This window comes from Buchnera aphidicola (Chaitoregma tattakana) (assembly GCF_039370165.1).
In the GTDB taxonomy this organism is placed as follows: domain Bacteria; phylum Pseudomonadota; class Gammaproteobacteria; order Enterobacterales; family Enterobacteriaceae; genus Buchnera_G; species Buchnera_G aphidicola_F.
Map to the genome: position 1 here is coordinate 228,670 of NZ_CP134991.1, position 18,361 is coordinate 247,030.

Consider the following 18,361-nt stretch of genomic DNA (forward strand, 5'->3'; position numbering starts at 1 on the left):
ATAATTTTTATAAAACTTAAAATGTTTTTTGTTAAAAAAAAATATTATTCAAATTTACTAATTGAAAAGAAAATTTTAAAATATTCTGGAAAAGTTTTATTAACACATTTTGGATTTAAAATAGTTACTTTTTTCCCAGATAATGCTATTAGAGAAAAACACATAGCTATTCTATGGTCATCATAAGTACTTATTTCAGCAGATATAAACTGTTTAGGAGGGGATATTTTTATAAAATCTTTTCCTTCTGTGACAATAGATCCTATTTTTTTTAATTCTTTTGACATTGCGCTAATTCTATCAGTTTCTTTTACTCGCCAATTATAAATATTTGTAATCAAAGTTTCTCCAGAAGAAAATAATGCTAACATAGCTGTTGTCATTGCTACATCTGGCATATCATTCATATCTAATGTTACAGATTTTAAATTTCCCTTTTTTACAGTAATATAATTATTTTTTATTTTTATTTCTGATCCCATCTTCTTAAGTACTTCAACGAATTTTATGTCTCCTTGTATACTATTTTTACCTATTCCATTAACCCTAACTTTTCCTCCTTTTATAGACCCTGCAGCTAAAAAATAAGATGCAGAAGAAGCATCTCCTTCTATTAAAAAAGCCCCTGGTGAAATATAATTTTGATTACTACAAATTTTAAAATGTGTATAATTCTTGTTAAATACTTTTATTCCAAAAACTTGCATTAATTTTATAGTAATGTCTATATATGGCTTTGATACTAATCCATTTTTTATAAATATTTCTGTATCATTTAATGCTAAAGGAGCAGTCATTAATAAAGAAGTTAGAAATTGACTAGAAATAGTACAATTCAAATGTATTTTACCTCCTGAGAAACCTCCTTTTATAATTACTGGAGGGTATCCATTAATATCTTTATAATCTATAATAGCACCAGACTGTTTTAAAGCATCTACTAAATGCTTTATTGGTCTTAAATTCATTCTTTTATTTCCATATAATTGTATATGATTTTTATATAAAGAAAAAATTGCCACTAAAGGTCTCATCGCAGTGCCAGCATTTCCTAAAAAAATAGAAAGTTTTTTTTTAACTTTAAAAGATTCTTTAGATCCAAACACTTTTAACTGTTTTTTTTTCAAATTACAATCAAACAAAATACCAATTTTTTTTAATGCATCAAGCATATATTTAGTATCTTCACTAAATAAAAAATTTTTTAAAATAGTTTTGCTATCTGATAAAGCTGACATTAACAAAACTCTGTTAGAAATACTTTTTGATCCCGGCAAATCTATAACTCCATTTACTTTTAATATTGGATGTATAATAATTTTTTTTTTCATAAATTCCCTATAAAAAGTGTTTATTTATATAAAAAAAGTTTTATTAAATTAAAATTATTAACTAAACCTTTTTTCGAATTTTATCATAAACTTTGCTAATTTTTTAACTCCATCTATAGGCATTGCATTATAAATTGAAGCTCTCATTCCTCCATATATACTATGTCCTTTTAAATATAATAATCCATTTTTTTTAGATTCTTCTAAAAATTTTTTATTCAAACTTTTTTGTGTTAGTAAAAATGTTATATTTGTATTAGATCTATTGTTTGTATGTATATTATTTATATATAAATTAGAATTATCTATGACATTATATAGTAATTTAGATTTTATAAAATTATTTTTTTCCATTTGCTTTATACCACCATTTTTAATTATCCAATCAAAAACTAATCCTGACATGTACCATGAAAATGTAGAAGGAGTATTAAACATAGACTTATTCTTATAATTTATAGAATAGTCTAAAATAGAAGGTGTATGTTTATTACTTTTACATAACAATTCTTTTTTTATTATTAATATTGTAATTCCAGAAGGTCCTATATTTTTTTGTGAGCTAGCATAAATTATACTATAGTTATTTATTTTTATTCTTCTAGATAATATTGTAGAAGAAAAGTCTCCCACTATTGTTCTTCCATAAAATTTAGGCTCTTCATATATAGAAATTCCTTCTATAGTTTCATTAGGGCAATAATGAATATATTTAGAGCGGTCGCTAATCATCCAATCAGACATATCAAGAACACATTTTTTTTTGTTTTTCATCCTTATTACATCTATTATATTTGTTTTTGAATATTTTCTCGCTTCATAAGCAGCATGAGATGACCAATACCCAGTATTTATATAATCTGTCTCTTCATAAAAATTTTTTAATAAGTTCATAGGTATTGCTGAAAATTGACCTCTAGCTCCACCATGTAAAAACAAAATCTTATAATCATTTGAAATAGATAACAATTTTCTAATATTTTTTTCTATAATTTCAGTCATTTTCATAAATATTGTACTTCTATGACTAATTTCTAAAACTGACACTCCAGAATTTTTCCAATTTAAAAATTCATTTTTTGCTATTTTCATTACATCTTTTGGTAACATTGATGGACCTGCACTAAAATTATAAATTTCACGCATTTTTTAACAATATAGATTTATATATAAAAACTTTTTATTAATTTTTTTTATTATACAAATTCTAATCCTCTCATATAATTGTTTCTTAAAATTTTAGGTACTTCTACTAAACCATCTTTATTCTGGTAATTTTCCATTATTGCAGCTAAAGTTCTTCCAATTGCTAATCCAGACCCATTCAATGTATGAACATATCTATTATTTTCTTTTTTATCTAAAAATTTTATATTTATTCTTCTAGATTGAAAATCTTTCATATTAGAACAAGAAGATACTTCTATATATTTTTTCTGCGAAGGAAACCATACTTCTAAATCATAAGTTTTAGAAGAAGAAAATCCTATATCATTAGTACATATAGACATTTTTCTATAAGGTAAGTTTAACAACTTTAAAATTTTTTCTGCATGATTTGTTATATTTTCCAATGCAACGTTTGAATTATTAGGATGAACAATTTGTATAATTTCTACTTTATCAAACTGTTTAGTTCTAATCAAACCTTGATTTTTTACTCCATAAGAAGTAGGCTCGTTTCTAAAGCATGGAGTATTTGCAGTAAGTAACAAAGGTAATGCATTATATTTTATTATGTTGTTTTTAAACAGATTGGTTAAAGGAACTTCTGAAGTTGGTATTAAAAAATGATTATTTTTTCTAATATCACCTTCCAAAAAATTTTTACACAATTTAGTAGAAATTAAATCTTTATAAAATTTAGGCAATTGTCCTGTTCCATATAAACATTTTTTATTCACTAAATAAGGAACATAAACTTCTGTATATCCATGATCATTAATATGTACATCTAACATAAATTGACCTAATGATCTATACAGTAATGCTAAATTACCTTTTAAAACAAAAAAGTTAGAACCAGAAATTTCTGAAGCTGAAAAAAAATCTAATTTTTTTTCGTATTTTCCTAATTCTATGTGATTTTTTATTTCAAAATTACTTCTCTTTATAACGCCCCATTTGCAAACTTCTACATTATCGTTATAATTTTTACCTATAGGGGTATTTAAATCAGGAATATTCGGTAAAGTTAAATAATATTTATAAATTTTTTTTTCTAAAGTTTTTAAAAATATTTTTTTTTTTATTATACTTTTATTATAACAAATTACTTTTTTTCTTAATTCTTGATAATCTATATTTTTTGATCTTAGTTCTCCAATTAACTTTGAGGTTTTATTCCTATAATATTCAAAATTTTCTTTTTCTAATTTTACTCTTTTTATTTCTTGACTTATTTCTTTAACATAGTCTATATTCAAAATAAAATTTCTTAACTTTAGTTTATTATAAACCATGTCAATATCATTTTTTAATAAATTTATATCTAGCATATTATATTTTTTTATATCAATGTTATATAATTATTTTATTCTTAAGTATATAATTTAATTTCTTTAAAAAATAAATTAAAATAATTATTAAAATTTAATTAATATAAAAAAATAAATTTTATATACTTATAAAATATAATTATAATATAATATTTTAAAAATATACGCAAAATTTATAACTTTATTTTAAAGATTTTTATATAAAAAAAATTTATGAAAAAAAAAATTATAAAAAGTGATTTAGCAATATTAGGATCAGGACCTGCTGGATATACTGCATCAATATATTCTTCTAGATCTAATTTATCTACAATATTAATTACAGGCAATCACATTGGAGGACAGTTAACTCAAACATATAAAGTAGAAAATTGGCCTACAGAATACAATGCTATACCTGGACAAACTCTAATGAATAATTTTTATAAACATTCTACGAAACTAGGGACAAAAATATATAAAGAAAATATAATAAAAACAATCTTAAAAAGAAATCCAATAAAATTATATAGTGAAGAATTAATATTTGAAACTAAAGCATTAATAATAGCAACTGGATCTAAACCTAAAAAATTAGGTATAGAATCAGAAAAAAAATTTGAAGGAAGAGGAATATCTACATGCGCCATTTGTGACGGTTTTTTTTACAAAAATAAAGAAGTAGCAATAGTAGGAGGGGGGAATTCTGCAATAGAAGAAGCACTACATTTATCAAAAATGGTTAAAAAGATATATCTAATACATAGAAGAAAAAAATGGAAAGCAGATAAAATATTAGTAAAAAGACTGTTAAAAAAATCTAAAACTCACAATATAAAAATACATTTAGACTGCGAAGTTATAGAAATATTTGGTAACTGTAGTGAAGTAACTGGAATAGTTATAATTTCAAAAAAAGATAGAAAAAAAATTAAAATTGCTGTTTCATGTTTGTTTATATCTATAGGTCACGTTCCTGAAACAAATTTATTTAAAAATGATTTAGAGATGGAAAATGGATATATTAAGATAAAATCAGGCAGACATGGAAATTTTACTACTACTAACGTGCCCGGAATATTTGCTGCTGGAGATGTTACAGATCATGTATATAAACAAGCTATTACAGCATCTGCGTCAGGATGTATGGCAGCCATAGATGCATCAAAATATTTAGAAACTATTAAATTAAAAAAATAAAATAAAAGGCTATTATGATAAAAGAAAAGCAAATAGAAACACAAGGAACTGTTATAGAAACTTTACCAAATACGATGTTTAGAGTAAAATTAGAAAATGGACATAAAATAATTGCTCATATATCTGGCAAAATGAGAAAAAATTATATAAGAATACTTACAGGTGATAAAGTTACTATAGAAATGACCCCTTATGATATAGATAAAGGAAGAATAATTTTTAGAAGTAGATAAAATTGATCAATTATATTTATAAAATATGTATATATCAGTTTTTTTAAAAAATGTAGAGAAAATTATGAGAACAGAATATTGTGGGAAAATTTCTAAAAAATATATAAATAAACAAGTATCTTTATGTGGATGGGTTACAAAAATAAAAAATTTTGGACATTTTTTGTTTTTTTATTTTGAAGACATAAAAGGAGAAATACAAATAATATTAAAAGAAAATTATAAAAAAAATGTTCATAAAATAAAAAATGGATTTTGCTTAAATATAGTAGGAATTGTAAAAAACAGATCTACAAAAAATATAAATAAAAACATCCCATTGGGAGATATAGAAATACACATAAAGAAAATAAAAATCTTAAGCAAGTCTAAAGAAATGCCTATAGATATATTACAAAGAAACAAAAGTAAAAGAACATTAAAATATAGATACCTAGATTTGCGAACAAAAAAAATACAAAAAAACTTACTTATTAGAAGTAAAGTTATTTTAATAATACATAAATTTATGCAAAAAAAAGATTTTATACATATAGAAACGCCTATAATAACAAAATCTACCCCAGAAGGAGCTAGAGATTATATAATTCCTAGTAGAAATCATATAGGAAAATTTTATGCTTTACCTCAATCACCTCAAATATTTAAACAACTAATAATGATATCTAGATTTGATAAATATTATCAAATCGCTAAATGCTTTAGAGACGAAGACTTAAGAACTAACAGACAACCAGAATTCACACAAATAGACATAGAACTATCATTTTCAAATGAAAAAAAAATAAAAAAAATTATAGAAAGCTTGATATATACAATTTGGAAAAAAGTTTGTAAAATAAAGCTAAAAAACTTCCCTGAAATTACATATAAAGAATCTATAAAAAAATATGGTACTGATAGTCCAGATATTAGAAATCCATTAGAAATTACAGATTTTACAAAATTTTTTACACACAGTAAAATTAAAGAAAAAATACTAAATAGAAAAATTTTAGGAATACATATATCTTATAAAATAAAATTAAACTTAAACTGTATAAAAAAATATATAGAATTAATAAAAAGTTATAATATAAAAAATGTATTGTATATTGTAGTATCTAAAAAAAAAATTAATAAAATTAAAATCAGCAAAAATATAACATTAGATAAAACAATTTTTAAAAATATTATTATACACATGAAACTTTTAGAAAATGATATAATAATATTATCAAATAGTAAAAATGATAAAATTTATAAAATATTTGGTATAATTCTTAAAAAAATTGCTACAGATTATAATTTAATAAACAAAAATTCTTATAAGCCTATATGGATTAAAGAATTTCCTATGTTTAAAAAAGATAAAAAAGGAAACCTTACTTCTGTACATCATCCATTTACATCACCAAAAGAAAACTCTATAAAAAAAATACAAAAAAATCCTGAAGCAATTTTTTCAAGATCTTATGATCTTGTAATTAATGGAAAGGAAATAGGAGGAGGGTCTGTTAGAATACATAATGTTAAAACACAAAAACTAATATTTAAAATACTAAATTTTTCTAAAAAAAATCAAAAAAGAAAGTTCGGTTTTTTTTTAGATGCATTACAATATGGGCCTCCTCCACACTCTGGAATAGCTTTGGGACTAGATAGAATAATAATGATGTTAACAAAAAGTTCTGATATAAAGGATGTAATTGCATTTCCAAAAACTGCATCAGCTGCATGCAAAACAACTAATGCACCAGATAAAATAAGTAACAAATTTTTAAAAGATCTACATATAAAAATAGAAAAATATAAATAAAAATAAAATTTCATATTTAAATAAAATAATATATAAATTAAACTTTTAAAATTTTAATTGAAAATCTTTGGTCTTCTTTCAATCCGAATCCTGATTTAAAAATTACAATTAAATCTCGTTTCTTAACAAACTTTTTTTTTAACAATATTTTTATAACTTTTTTTTCTAAGTGTACTTTATAATATTTTTTTTTTAAATAAATTGGAACGATACTTTTATAAAGAGAAATATAATTTAAAACTTTTTTATTATTAGAAAAAGAAAAAATAGGTGTTTTAGAAAAAGTTCTTGAACTAATTAAAAATGCATTTTCAGATTCAGATATTGTTGCTACTGCAGAAACATACTTAATATTATTTGCAATATATATTGCAGAAGAAGATATAGTCTCATTAATATCTTTTTCTTTTTTTAAAATTGCTTTAAAAAATTTTTGTTTAAATATTTTTTCTGTACCTATACATATTTTGTTCATTTGAAACACAGTTTCTAATGGATATTTACCTGATGCAGTCTCAGCTGAAAGCATCACTGCATCAGTACCATCTAAAATTGCATTAGAAATATCCATTACTTCTGCTCTAGTAGGATTTGGCTCAACAATCATAGACTCCATCATTTGTGTTGCAGTAATAATAACTTTATTTAACTTCATAGAATTTTTAATAATTTTTTTTTGGGCTATAGCTAATTCAGAGTTGCATATTTCTACACCTAAATCTCCTCTAGCGACCATAACAGCATCTGAAGAAGCAATTATTTTATTCATTACTACAGAATTGTTAACTACTTCAGCTCTTTCTATCTTAGCAATTATTTTTATTTTTGCACGATAAGCATTAACTAAATTTCTTACTATATTTATATCTTTATAAGATTTTGGAAAAGATACAGCTAAATAATCTAACTGCATTTTAGAAGAAAATATTATGTCTTGTTTATCTTTACTAGTTAACGACTGAGCAGAAAGCCCACCACCTAATTTATTTATACCTTTATTGTTAAGTAATAAACCTCCTGTTATTACTTTGGTAAATATTTTATATGGTCTAATAAACTTAACTTCTAAAGAAATTTTTCCATCATCTAACAATAAAGTATCTCCTATAGATACATCTTTATACAAATTTTTATAGTTAAATCCTACTTTGTGTTCATTTCCATGTTTGTTTTTTAAACTATAATCTAATGTAAAAATACTATTTTTTTTTAAAAAAACTTTGTGTTTAAAAAATTTTGATATTCTTATTTTAGGCCCTTGTAAATCACCTAAAATACCTATATTACAATTTGTTTTTCTTCTTAAGTAAAACAACATCTTTATTAATTTTAAATGTTCTGTGTTATTACCATGAGAAAAATTTAATCTAAAAACATTTACACCATTAATAATCATTTTTTCTAAAATTTGTATATTACTTGTAGCAGGACCCATAGTTGCTATTATTTTAGTTCTTTTCAACATATTAAACATATAATTCCTTTATATAAAATTAAAGTATATTATGTACTAATGTTATATTATATAAACAAAAAATTTAAAAATATTAAATAGGAAAGTTTAGATCTAATTTTTTCCATACTATTTAAAATATATTAAAATTATATTTTTTATAAAAACGATAAAACGTAAAAATATTACTATATTAAAATAAATAAAATTTTAAATTTATATTTAAAATAATATAATAGAAATAATTATAATTATATATTAATTATAATATTATTAAAGTATTTAAAAATTTGTTAATATAAAAAATAGGAAAAAATTACTTATGAATTATGAAAATTGCGATTTTGTAATTTTTGGAGCTAAAGGTGATTTATCACAAAGAAAGCTTATTCCCGCATTATATAAGTTGGATAAAAAAAAAATTTTACACAAGGAAACCAAAATTATTGGTGTTGGCAGAGCAGAATGGAGCCAAGAAAAATTTTCTAAAATTATAAAACAGTCTTTAAAAAAATTTTTAAAAGAAAACATAAAAAAAACTATTTGGAAAATATTTAAAAAAAGACTTTCTTTTTGTAATCTCGATGTAAATGATACTAAAAACTTTTTAAAGTTAAAAAAAAAATTAAATAATAATAAAATTATAATTAACTATTTTGCAATACCATCAGACTCATATACTAAAATTTGTAGAGGTTTATTTAAATTTAGTCTAAATTTAAAAAATTCTAGAATAGTTTTAGAAAAACCAATAGGAAATTCTTTAAAAACATCAAGAAAAATAAATAAAAAAATTGGAAAATATTTCAAAGAATCACAAATATTTAGAATAGATCATTACTTAGGAAAAGATACAATAATAAACTTATTATATTTCAGATTCGCAAATTCAATATTTTATAAATATTGGAACAATAAAGGTATAGATCATGTTCAGATTACTATAGCAGAAAATATAGGAATAGAAGGAAGATCAAAATACTTTGATAACACTGGACAGATGAAAGATATGGTTCAAAACCATATGTTACAAATACTTAGTATAATAACTATGAATGAGCCTAAAAAAATTGATTCTAATAGTATTAGGCAAGAAAAAATAAAAATATTAAAAAGTCTAAAATATATTAAAGAAAACGAAATAAATAAAAAAACCTCAATTGGTCAATATTCTAATGGTAAAATAAATAATATAAAAGTAAAGTCTTATAAAAAAGAAATTGTAGATAAACCAAATAGTAATACAGAAACTTTTGTAGCAATAAGAGCTGATATAAATAACAAAACTTGGAATGGAGTACCTTTCTACTTAAGAACTGGTAAGAGGCTCCCTAAAAAATGTTCTAAAATAGTAATAGTATTCAAAAACACAACAGCAAAAATTTTTAAAAATTTATCTAAATCTATGAATAATAAACTTATAATATATTTAGAGCCAAATGAAGGAATATGTTTGAAATTTATTAACAAAGTTCCTGATTTAAACAAAAAATGTATTTTAAAAAAATTAAAAATGAATTTTACATATTCAGAAAACTTTGAAAAAAAAACTATTCCTGATCCATATGAAAAGCTACTTTTAGAATGCATTATAGGTGACCAATCTTTATTTGTACACATAGATGAAGTGGAGCAATCATGGAAATGGATAGATAATATAACTAAAATTTGGAAAAAAAATTCTAAAATATCAGAATTATACGAATCAGGAACATGGGGTCCTAGTAAGTCAAAAAAAATTATTGAAAGAGATGGAAGAAAATGGATTTAAAAATATTAAAAATAATACAAAAAGTAATATTTTTTTTAATAATTAGTTATATTTATAAAACAATATTATTTTTACTTTAAAAAGACCATATGTAAAAATTAATATTTTATGTTATTCTAAATATTATATAAGTAAGCAATATAAATTTTTTTATTATTAGTATAATATTATACAAATAACTTTAAGTATAATATATTGTTAAATATTTAAAAAATTGTGTTATGAAAATGTTTTAGTTATAAAATGTAAAAAATTATTTAAACTTTTTTTATACAAATAATAGTTATAAACTATATTTAAGATCTTAAATAAATAGTAATAAAAATTATATTAATATACTAGTACAGAAGCTTTTATTTCTATAATAATATTTTTTTTAACACAAATATTCTACTAATATTAAAAAAATATATTATATAATTTTATATAATTAATAAAATGAATATTAAATTAATAATATTAAATTTTTTAAAACATAATACAATTAAAAAAATATAACATTTTTATGTAATTTTATATATAAACATTATTTTTTCTAATTATAAAAAAATATAAATAAAATATACAATTATAACATAATTTATGTTTTTTACATTTTTTATAAAAAATATAAAATTAAAATTTTATTTAATTTAAAATATACTTTTTAAATACAGTATAATTATTTTTTTTAAAAATATACATAAAATTATGTGTTAAAAAAAATATTTATGTAAAATAAAACTAAAAAATTAATATAATATAATATTAAAATAATATTTAAAACATAAAGCACTAAAAAAATAGTATTTTTATATTCAATTTTTATGTATAAATTTATATATAAAAAATATAAATAGTTTTAAAAATATTAATAATATATGTTTAAATATCGCTTTTTATGATATTATATAAAATAATTGTTATTATTTAAAAAAAATATAAAATTAAAAATATTATTTATATATTTTATGTATAAATATTTTATTTATATTTAAAATATGTTATTATTTATAAAAAATTATATTTTATTTAAAATAAATATTTATTTTTATATCGTGGTCGATACCACGTTAGGTAAGACAAGTTACAGTTCTGTTTATGTATGGCATTTTTAAATTAAAATTTTTAGAATAAAGTAGTTGCAATTACTTATCTTTTTTTGAATCTTAAATTCATGCCTCATGCAGTAATGTTTCTAGTTTATCTCAACGTTATATGTTCAGACCTATATAAATATATAAAAAGGAAAAGTTACAAAAATGGCAAAGATTAAAGGTCAAGTTAAGTGGTTCAACGAATCTAAAGGTTTTGGTTTCATTACACCGGAAGATGGAAGTAAAGATGTATTTGTGCATTTTTCTTCTATACAAAGTGAAGGATTTAAGACTTTATCAGAAGGACAAAATGTAGAGTTTGAAATTCAAGATGGTCAAAAAGGTCCAGCTGCTGTTAATGTGTCTTCGATATAAAGTAGAGATAAAACAAAATATATATATATTTTATATTTATGTTTTTTTAATTTCTTTAATTTCATATGTGCCTTTACAAAAAGTTGTAAAGGCGCTTTATTTATTTTTATATTTTTTTTGAAAATATAGCAAATTTTTTTAAAAATCATAATACTAAAAATTATAAAACTTTCAACTAAATATGTTTTTTTTTATTTTATGAGGTTATTTAATGGAGATAATTTTAGATCCGTCTAATTGGGCCGGTCTATTAACTTTAATTGTTTTAGAAATTACATTAGGTATAGATAATTTATTATTTATTACAATTATATCAAACAAATTACCTCCACAACAACGAGATAAAGCTAGAATAATAGGACTAAGTATAGCATTATGTATAAGATTAATGTTATTATGTTTAATATCCTGGATTACTACTTTAAGTCATACTATTATACAAATAAGAGGATATTGTTTTTCAAGTAAAGATATAATACTATTTTTAGGAGGAATTTTTTTACTTTTTAAAGCAATAACGGAGCTACATGAAAGATTGGATCACAAAAAAAATATTAAAATAGAAAATAAAACATACACTAGTTTTTGGTTTGTAATATTTCAAATAATTTTATTAGACGTAATATTTTCTTTAGATTCAGTTATTACATCTTTAGGAGTAGTAAATAAAATATCTATGATGATATTATCTATGATAATTGCAATGATAATAATGTTATATGCTGCTAAAGTGATAACAAAATTTATAAACAAACATCCAACAATAGTTCTGTTATGTATAAGCTTTCTGTTGATGATTGGATTAAGTCTAATAGCCGAATCTACTGGTTTCATTATACCTAAAGGTTACTTATATACTGCTGTATCTTTTTCTATGTTAATAGAATTATTTAATCAAATAGCTAGAAGAAATTTTTTAAAATATCAATCTAACTTACCAATGAGAAAAAGATTAGCTACAATAATAATTAAACTAATGACAAAAAAACAAAAAAATAAGTTTAATTTTACAGATAGTAAAAAACAAAATAATTATATCATTCAGAACAAAAAAGAAAACGAAGTATTTGAAGATGAAGAAAGATATATGATGCAAGGAGTATTAACTTTAGCAGGAAGATCAATAAGAAGCATAATGACTCCAAGAGGAGAAATTTCTTGGGTTAATTCGGAACAAAAAAATAGTAAAATTAGATCTAAATTATTAAAAAGCCCTCATAGTCTTTTTCCTGTATGTAAAGGAGAATTGGACAAAATTATTGGAGTTGTAAGAGCTAAAGAAATGTTAATAGCTTTAGAAAAAAAAAAAGACATATTAGAATTTTCTTCTAAAACTTCTCCTATAATAATACCAGACACTCTAGATCCAATAAATTTATTAAAAATATTAAGAAAATCTAAAGGAAATTTTGTAATAGTAACAAATGAATTCGGTGCAGTACAAGGATTAATTACTCCTTTAGATGTATTAGAAGCTATTGCTGGTGAGTTTCCAGATGCAGATGAAACACCAGATGTAATAGAAGAGAAAAATAGTTGGTTAGCTAAAGGCAATACTGATTTACATTCTTTAGAACAGCTTTTAAATGTGAACAAATTAGTAGATAAAGAAGCAAAATGTGCATCTTTAGCTGGACTATTAATATCAAATACAGGAAATATACCTAACCCAGGAAAAACCATTAAAATAAATGAGTTAAAATTTACTATTCTTAAATCAAACAGATATCAAATAAAATTAGTACGAATAAAAAAAATAAAATAAAAACAATATTTTTGAATAAAAATGTAAAAAAAATATGAAAAAAAAAACTATTTTATCATTAGATAGTTCTTATAATAGCTGTTCAGTCGCTTTACAAATTAATAAAAAGTTAGATTTTATATTTGATAAGTGCGAAAATAATTATGAAGAGAAAATATTTCCAATGATAAAAAAAATAATAAAAAGAAATTATATTACACCATATAATTTAGATATAATTGCATATTCAAATGGTCCAGGTAGCTTTTCTGGAATAAGATTATCTGCTAGCATATCGCAGAGTTTTTTTTTTAATAAAAAAGTACAATTAATATCTATATCTTCATTAAAAATTATAGCAGAAAATTGTTGGAAAAAATACAAAAAAAAAAAATTGATAATATTAATTAAAAAAAAAAATAAAAACTTTTTTTATGGAAAATATTATAGAAAAAAAAATGGTATTTGGAAAAAAAAAAACTCAGAAAAATTAATTAATATAAAAGAAGTTATAAGAAAAATTCTTAAATGTAAAAATATTACTATATCTGGAAATTTTTGTAAAAAAGAATTAAAAAAAGAATTATACAAAAAAAAATATAAAATAAAAATATGTTATTTTTTAATAAAATTTCCAAATGCAAAATATACAATTAGTATTGTAAAAAAAATTTTGAAAAATACAGTATATAGAAAAAATTTAGAAAAAAAATTATTATATCTATAAAAAATATAAATTATCTTTTTTTAAAAAATTTTACATTAAATTCTAGTATATAAAAACTTTTATTTTTTTTTTCGTTTACTTCTATATTACAAGTTTTAGAATCTACTTTCAGATATTTTCGTACAACTATTAAAATATCGTTTTTTAAATTATTTAAATAATTTATGTGTAAATTATTTTTTCCATCTTCAGAAATAACATAACTAAGTCTTTTTTTTGCAATATTAGCAGAGTTTTTTTTATTAGAATAAAAAAAATATAAAAATGACATAAAATTCTATCTCCAAAATAACCATTTTAAAAAACTTTTTTCTTCCTTATAAAATTTCATAGAAATTTTTTCTCCTAAAAATCTTCTTACGGTATCTTTATAAGATTTACCAGAAATAGATCCTTTATCTAAAATTACTGGAATACCTTTATTAGACGAATTTAATACAGAAATGTCTTCTGGTATTATTCCTATTAAAGGTATTTTTAAAATCTCTAATACATCTTCTATACTTAGCATCTGTCCTTTTTTTACTCTATCTCGATCATATCTAGTTAATATCAAATGTTCTAAAACCGGTTTTTCTCCAGATTCAGATCTTTTAGAAGTAGAGGAAATTATTCCCAACATTCTATCTGAATCTCTAACAGATGAAATCTCTGGATTAGTAATTATAATAGCATCATCAGCAAAATATATAGATATCATAGCTCCGTTTTCTATTCCTGCTGGAGAATCACAAATTACAAATTCAAAATTCATATTCGACAACTTTTTAAAAACTGTATACACAGATTTTTTTGTTAGAACACTTTTGTCTCTAGTTTGAGAGGCGGGTAATATATACAGATTATTTATTCTTTTATCTTTTATTAACGCTTGTTTTATAGAAATATCATTATTCAATACGTTTACAAAATCATATACTACCCTTCTTTCACAGCCCATAATCAAATCTAGATTTCTTAATCCTATGTCAAAATCTATAACTACAGTTTTATATCCAAATTGTGCTAATCCTACAGCAATAGAAGCACTAGAAGTTGTTTTTCCTACACCGCCTTTTCCTGAAGTAACTACTACTATTCTAGTCATCAAATAATTTCCAATATTGTAAAAAAACATTTTATAATTATAACTTTTTTGCACACAAACTATTATTTTTTAAAAAAAAATAAGAAGAACATCCTATAATTTCTTTAGGTATTTTATCATACAGCCAGTAATTACTATAAATAGCTATTAATTCAGGAAAACAAATTTTACAAAAAATTTTAGAAGATAAATCACCTAAAGATCCAGCTATAGCTTTTCCTCTCAATATTCCATATACATGTATATTACCATTAGATATTATTTCTGCTCCATGACTAACATTATTTATTATTACTAAATCAGAATTTTTTGAATAAATCTTTTGTCCAGATCTAATTGGATAACTTATTGTTATTGTTTTAACATATTTATCTTTACAAGAATTAACATATTTTTTATTACTATTTTTTCTTAAATCGTGAAAAAACCCTTTATTTTTAATATTTAAATAAGGTATTCCAGAATTAATTATATAATCTTTAAGATTGTTATTTTTGCAACCAGAAAATCCTATAATTTTAAACTTAAAAAATAATACTAAATCTTTTATTAATAACCAATCAGTAAGTTGTATGTTATAAATAATATTTATTACTATAGGAGATTTTTCAAGAATATTTGGAAACTCTTGAATTTTTTTTTTTAAATAATTTTTAAAATATTTTAAATTATATCGATATAGATTTAACACCAATAAAGTAAAATTTTTACCATAAAATTCCAAAATATGTTTATTCATATAAATTTTTTAAATACTACAATAAAAATGATTAATAACATTAAATATTAGTTTAATAAAAAATAAAATACACCCTTAACTAATACATAAAAAGTATATTACCCAGAGCGGGAATCGAACCCGCAAAGCTAAAAAAGCCGAGGGATTTTAAGTCCCTTGTGTTTACCTATTTCACCATCCGGGCATATAAAACAAATAGTATAACAAATATAAATTATTATAGACGTATCCCGGAATCGAACCGAGCTATTCGGATTTGCAATCCGATACATAACCACTCTGTCAATACGCCATTATTTAATAAATATTTTTTTTAAAAAAATAACTTATTTAAATATTATCATAAAAAAAAAATAAATCCAATTGTTATTTTTAAGAAAAAGTTTTACATTTTTTGTAACAAAATGTATAATAAAAATTTATTGATATTTTTCATAAAAATCCGGAGGAGTGGCCGAGTGGTTTAAGGCAGCGGTCTTGAAAACCGCCGATGAGAAATCATCCGAGAGTTCGAATCTCTCTTCCTCCGAAATGTATATTAGTATTCTAATCATATTCAATATTTTTTATAACTTTATAAAATTTATAAAAATTAAATCCAAATATAAATAAAGAAAAAAAATACGAAAAGAATGAAACCAAAAAAAAGAATAGTAAATACAATATTCTTATTAAAATATTATAATATAAGTATATATTGATAAAAAAAATTCTCATGAAGTACATAGACAACATCATAGAAATCATAGAAAACATTAAAATTAAAGAAAATTTATACCAACCTTTTTTTAAAGTAAATATTTTATTTTTTTTCAAATAAAAAAACAGAAGAAATAAATTTATCCAACATCCTATACTAAAAGATAATGCCAATCCTACATGCTGCAATTTACTAACTAAAAAAATGTTCATTATTTGAGATGCTATAATACTAAATACAGAAATTTTCATAGGTGTAGAAGCATCTTGTCTTGCGTAAAATGCTGAAACTAAAACTTTAGTCAATATCATAGGCACCAAGCCAAAAGCATATGCAATTAATGTTTTTTGAGTCATTAAAGTATCTATAAAACTAAAATTACCATATTGAAATAAAGTAAAAATTATATATTTTGCAAAAAAAACTGTAAATAAAAAACTAGGAATTGATATTATCAAACTTAATTTTATTCCCCAATCAAATAAATCATAAAATTTATTTGTAAGATTTTTATAAAAGAAGTTAGATAAATATGGTAAAAGTATAGTAGACAATGTGGCACCTAATAAACCTGCAGGAAACTCAATTACTCTGTCAGCATAATATATCCAAGACACTGATCCAGAAATTATTAAAGATGATATTATAGTATTAAATAATAATGAAATTTGATTAGCTGAAACTCCTAACATTGCCGGCATCATTTTCTTTAAAAATATAAGTATAGGTTTATTTCGTAAAGTAAAAGATGGTAAACATAATCTTTTAATTCTATATAAATTATAAATTTGTAAAACAATTTGTATAAATCCACCAAATAACACACTATATCCTAAAGATACTATACTAGGATTAAAATATTTAGATAAAAAAGCAGCAAACAATATCATACTAACATTTAAGAAGATAGGCATAAAAGATGCCGCTAAAAAATAATTCCAAGCATTAAGCACACAAGAAGATAATGAAACTAAGCAAATAAAAAAAATATATGGGAAAATTATTTGTAGTAAAAAAACCGTTATATTATATTTTTCATTATCTTTTAAAAAACCTGGAGCTATTAAACAAATAATTTTAGAAGCAAAAACTACTCCAATAAAAATTAACACAAATAATATTAAAATCATTAAACCAAATATGTTAGAAATAAATTTATTAACTTCTTTATCACCTTTAGTTTTTTTTAACTTAATTAACATCGGCAAAAAAACTTGCGAAAAAGCTCCTTCAGATAATATTTTTCTAAAAAAATTAGGTATTTTAAAAGCTATAAAAAAAGCATCTGTATACATAGAAACACCAAAAAATTTAGCAATATAAATATCTTTCATAAATCCTAGAAATCTAGAAAAAAAACTTATCAAACCAATAGACAATATAGATTTCAAAAAAGCCATGATATACTACCTTTAATTACTTATTTCAAAATAAAGTATTATTTTATTAAATTATTTAATTAAAAAATAAAATAATTAAAAATTATAAAAAATTTTTAATTATTTTATTAAATAAATAAAAAAATATTAAAAAACTAAAAGAATAAACTATTATTTAAAATTGTTTTTACTAAAAATAAATTATTTTATATTATGTAAGATAAAAATATTTTAACATAACATGTTAAAATTTATAAATTTTGTAAAATAA

General features: G+C 21.5%; 15 protein-coding genes and 3 tRNA genes. 8 read left to right on the top strand and 10 right to left on the bottom strand.

All coding sequences use genetic code 11. The annotated features are described in order from the left end of the window. Positions 1-44 precede the first annotated feature (44 nt). The 3 genes from aroA to serS are packed head-to-tail and all read right to left on the bottom strand — an operon-like array spanning position 45 to position 3,829. The gene (gene aroA / locus RJI84_RS01035; RefSeq protein WP_343188915.1) at positions 45-1,331 is read right to left on the bottom strand and encodes a 3-phosphoshikimate 1-carboxyvinyltransferase; all 1,287 of its coding nucleotides are present in this window, start codon (positions 1,329-1,331) and stop codon (positions 45-47) included. A gap of 57 nt (positions 1,332-1,388) precedes the next feature. After that, positions 1,389-2,477, bottom strand: a complete 1,089-nt coding sequence (gene serC, locus RJI84_RS01040; RefSeq protein WP_343188916.1) for a 3-phosphoserine/phosphohydroxythreonine transaminase — start codon at positions 2,475-2,477, stop codon at positions 1,389-1,391. A 50-nt stretch (positions 2,478-2,527) separates the two neighbouring features. After that, a complete protein-coding gene (gene serS / locus RJI84_RS01045) occupies positions 2,528-3,829 on the bottom strand; it encodes a serine--tRNA ligase (protein ID WP_343188917.1) in 1,302 nt (433 codons plus the stop codon). Between the two features lie 213 nt (positions 3,830-4,042). On the opposite strand from serS, the gene trxB reads away from it, so the two are divergent. The 3 genes from trxB (at position 4,043) to aspS (ending at position 7,039) form a co-directional block, all read left to right on the top strand. Beyond that, positions 4,043-5,008, top strand: a complete 966-nt coding sequence (gene trxB, locus RJI84_RS01050; RefSeq protein ID WP_343188918.1) for a thioredoxin-disulfide reductase — start codon at positions 4,043-4,045, stop codon at positions 5,006-5,008. Between the two features lie 14 nt (positions 5,009-5,022). Further along, positions 5,023-5,241, top strand: coding sequence for a translation initiation factor IF-1 (gene infA / locus RJI84_RS01055; protein ID WP_343188919.1), 219 nt, complete (start codon positions 5,023-5,025; stop codon positions 5,239-5,241). 64 nt (positions 5,242-5,305) lie between these two features. Continuing rightward, entirely contained in the window at positions 5,306-7,039 is a 1,734-nt protein-coding gene (gene aspS / locus RJI84_RS01060) for an aspartate--tRNA ligase (protein WP_343188920.1), read from the top strand. Between the two features lie 37 nt (positions 7,040-7,076). On the opposite strand, the gene pyk is transcribed toward aspS, so the two are convergent. Beyond that, complete coding sequence (gene pyk, locus RJI84_RS01065) at positions 7,077-8,513, bottom strand: pyruvate kinase (RefSeq protein ID WP_343188921.1); 1,437 nt, start codon at positions 8,511-8,513, stop codon at positions 7,077-7,079. Positions 8,514-8,814: 301 nt separating this feature from the next. On the opposite strand from pyk, the gene zwf reads away from it, so the two are divergent. The 4 genes from zwf (at position 8,815) to tsaB (ending at position 14,185) form a co-directional block, all read left to right on the top strand. Continuing rightward, entirely contained in the window at positions 8,815-10,263 is a 1,449-nt protein-coding gene (zwf, locus tag RJI84_RS01070) for a glucose-6-phosphate dehydrogenase (protein WP_343188922.1), read from the top strand. Between the two features lie 1,241 nt (positions 10,264-11,504). Next, the gene (gene cspE, locus RJI84_RS01075) at positions 11,505-11,714 is read left to right on the top strand and encodes a transcription antiterminator/RNA stability regulator CspE (protein ID WP_343154594.1); all 210 of its coding nucleotides are present in this window, start codon (positions 11,505-11,507) and stop codon (positions 11,712-11,714) included. A 211-nt stretch (positions 11,715-11,925) separates the two neighbouring features. Then, complete coding sequence (locus RJI84_RS01080; protein WP_343188923.1) at positions 11,926-13,479, top strand: TerC family protein; 1,554 nt, start codon at positions 11,926-11,928, stop codon at positions 13,477-13,479. 34 nt (positions 13,480-13,513) lie between these two features. After that, entirely contained in the window at positions 13,514-14,185 is a 672-nt protein-coding gene (gene tsaB / locus RJI84_RS01085) for a tRNA (adenosine(37)-N6)-threonylcarbamoyltransferase complex dimerization subunit type 1 TsaB (protein WP_343188924.1), read from the top strand. Positions 14,186-14,195: 10 nt separating this feature from the next. Here the strand turns inward: tsaB and minE are convergent, their stop codons facing one another. The 5 genes from minE to RJI84_RS01110 form a co-directional block, all read right to left on the bottom strand. After that, positions 14,196-14,456, bottom strand: a complete 261-nt coding sequence (gene minE, locus RJI84_RS01090; protein WP_343188925.1) for a cell division topological specificity factor MinE — start codon at positions 14,454-14,456, stop codon at positions 14,196-14,198. 6 nt (positions 14,457-14,462) lie between these two features. Further along, positions 14,463-15,272, bottom strand: coding sequence for a septum site-determining protein MinD (gene minD, locus RJI84_RS01095; protein WP_343188926.1), 810 nt, complete (start codon positions 15,270-15,272; stop codon positions 14,463-14,465). A 37-nt stretch (positions 15,273-15,309) separates the two neighbouring features. Continuing rightward, entirely contained in the window at positions 15,310-16,011 is a 702-nt protein-coding gene (gene minC, locus RJI84_RS01100; protein ID WP_343188927.1) for a septum site-determining protein MinC, read from the bottom strand. A gap of 99 nt (positions 16,012-16,110) precedes the next feature. Beyond that, positions 16,111-16,195: transfer RNA gene (locus RJI84_RS01105), tRNA-Leu, on the bottom strand. Positions 16,196-16,232: 37 nt separating this feature from the next. After that, positions 16,233-16,303, bottom strand: a tRNA-Cys gene (locus RJI84_RS01110). A gap of 152 nt (positions 16,304-16,455) precedes the next feature. Between RJI84_RS01110 and RJI84_RS01115 the strand changes: the two genes are divergently transcribed. Beyond that, positions 16,456-16,540: transfer RNA gene (locus tag RJI84_RS01115), tRNA-Ser, on the top strand. Between the two features lie 17 nt (positions 16,541-16,557). Here RJI84_RS01115 and murJ read toward each other — a convergent pair. Beyond that, entirely contained in the window at positions 16,558-18,111 is a 1,554-nt protein-coding gene (gene murJ / locus RJI84_RS01120; RefSeq protein WP_343188928.1) for a murein biosynthesis integral membrane protein MurJ, read from the bottom strand. Between the last annotated feature and the right edge of the window lie 250 nt (positions 18,112-18,361).

Coding starts and splice junctions, on each gene's coding strand:
- aroA (WP_343188915.1), bottom strand. CDS start 1,331: ATGAAAAAAAAAATTATTATACATCCAATATTAAAAGTAAATGGAGTT.
- serC (WP_343188916.1), bottom strand. CDS start 2,477: ATGCGTGAAATTTATAATTTTAGTGCAGGTCCATCAATGTTACCAAAA.
- serS (WP_343188917.1), bottom strand. CDS start 3,829: ATGCTAGATATAAATTTATTAAAAAATGATATTGACATGGTTTATAAT.
- trxB (WP_343188918.1), top strand. CDS start 4,043: ATGAAAAAAAAAATTATAAAAAGTGATTTAGCAATATTAGGATCAGGA.
- infA (WP_343188919.1), top strand. CDS start 5,023: ATGATAAAAGAAAAGCAAATAGAAACACAAGGAACTGTTATAGAAACT.
- aspS (WP_343188920.1), top strand. CDS start 5,306: ATGAGAACAGAATATTGTGGGAAAATTTCTAAAAAATATATAAATAAA.
- pyk (WP_343188921.1), bottom strand. CDS start 8,513: ATGTTTAATATGTTGAAAAGAACTAAAATAATAGCAACTATGGGTCCT.
- zwf (WP_343188922.1), top strand. CDS start 8,815: ATGAATTATGAAAATTGCGATTTTGTAATTTTTGGAGCTAAAGGTGAT.
- cspE (WP_343154594.1), top strand. CDS start 11,505: ATGGCAAAGATTAAAGGTCAAGTTAAGTGGTTCAACGAATCTAAAGGT.
- RJI84_RS01080 (WP_343188923.1), top strand. CDS start 11,926: ATGGAGATAATTTTAGATCCGTCTAATTGGGCCGGTCTATTAACTTTA.
- tsaB (WP_343188924.1), top strand. CDS start 13,514: ATGAAAAAAAAAACTATTTTATCATTAGATAGTTCTTATAATAGCTGT.
- minE (WP_343188925.1), bottom strand. CDS start 14,456: ATGTCATTTTTATATTTTTTTTATTCTAATAAAAAAAACTCTGCTAAT.
- minD (WP_343188926.1), bottom strand. CDS start 15,272: ATGACTAGAATAGTAGTAGTTACTTCAGGAAAAGGCGGTGTAGGAAAA.
- minC (WP_343188927.1), bottom strand. CDS start 16,011: ATGAATAAACATATTTTGGAATTTTATGGTAAAAATTTTACTTTATTG.
- murJ (WP_343188928.1), bottom strand. CDS start 18,111: ATGGCTTTTTTGAAATCTATATTGTCTATTGGTTTGATAAGTTTTTTT.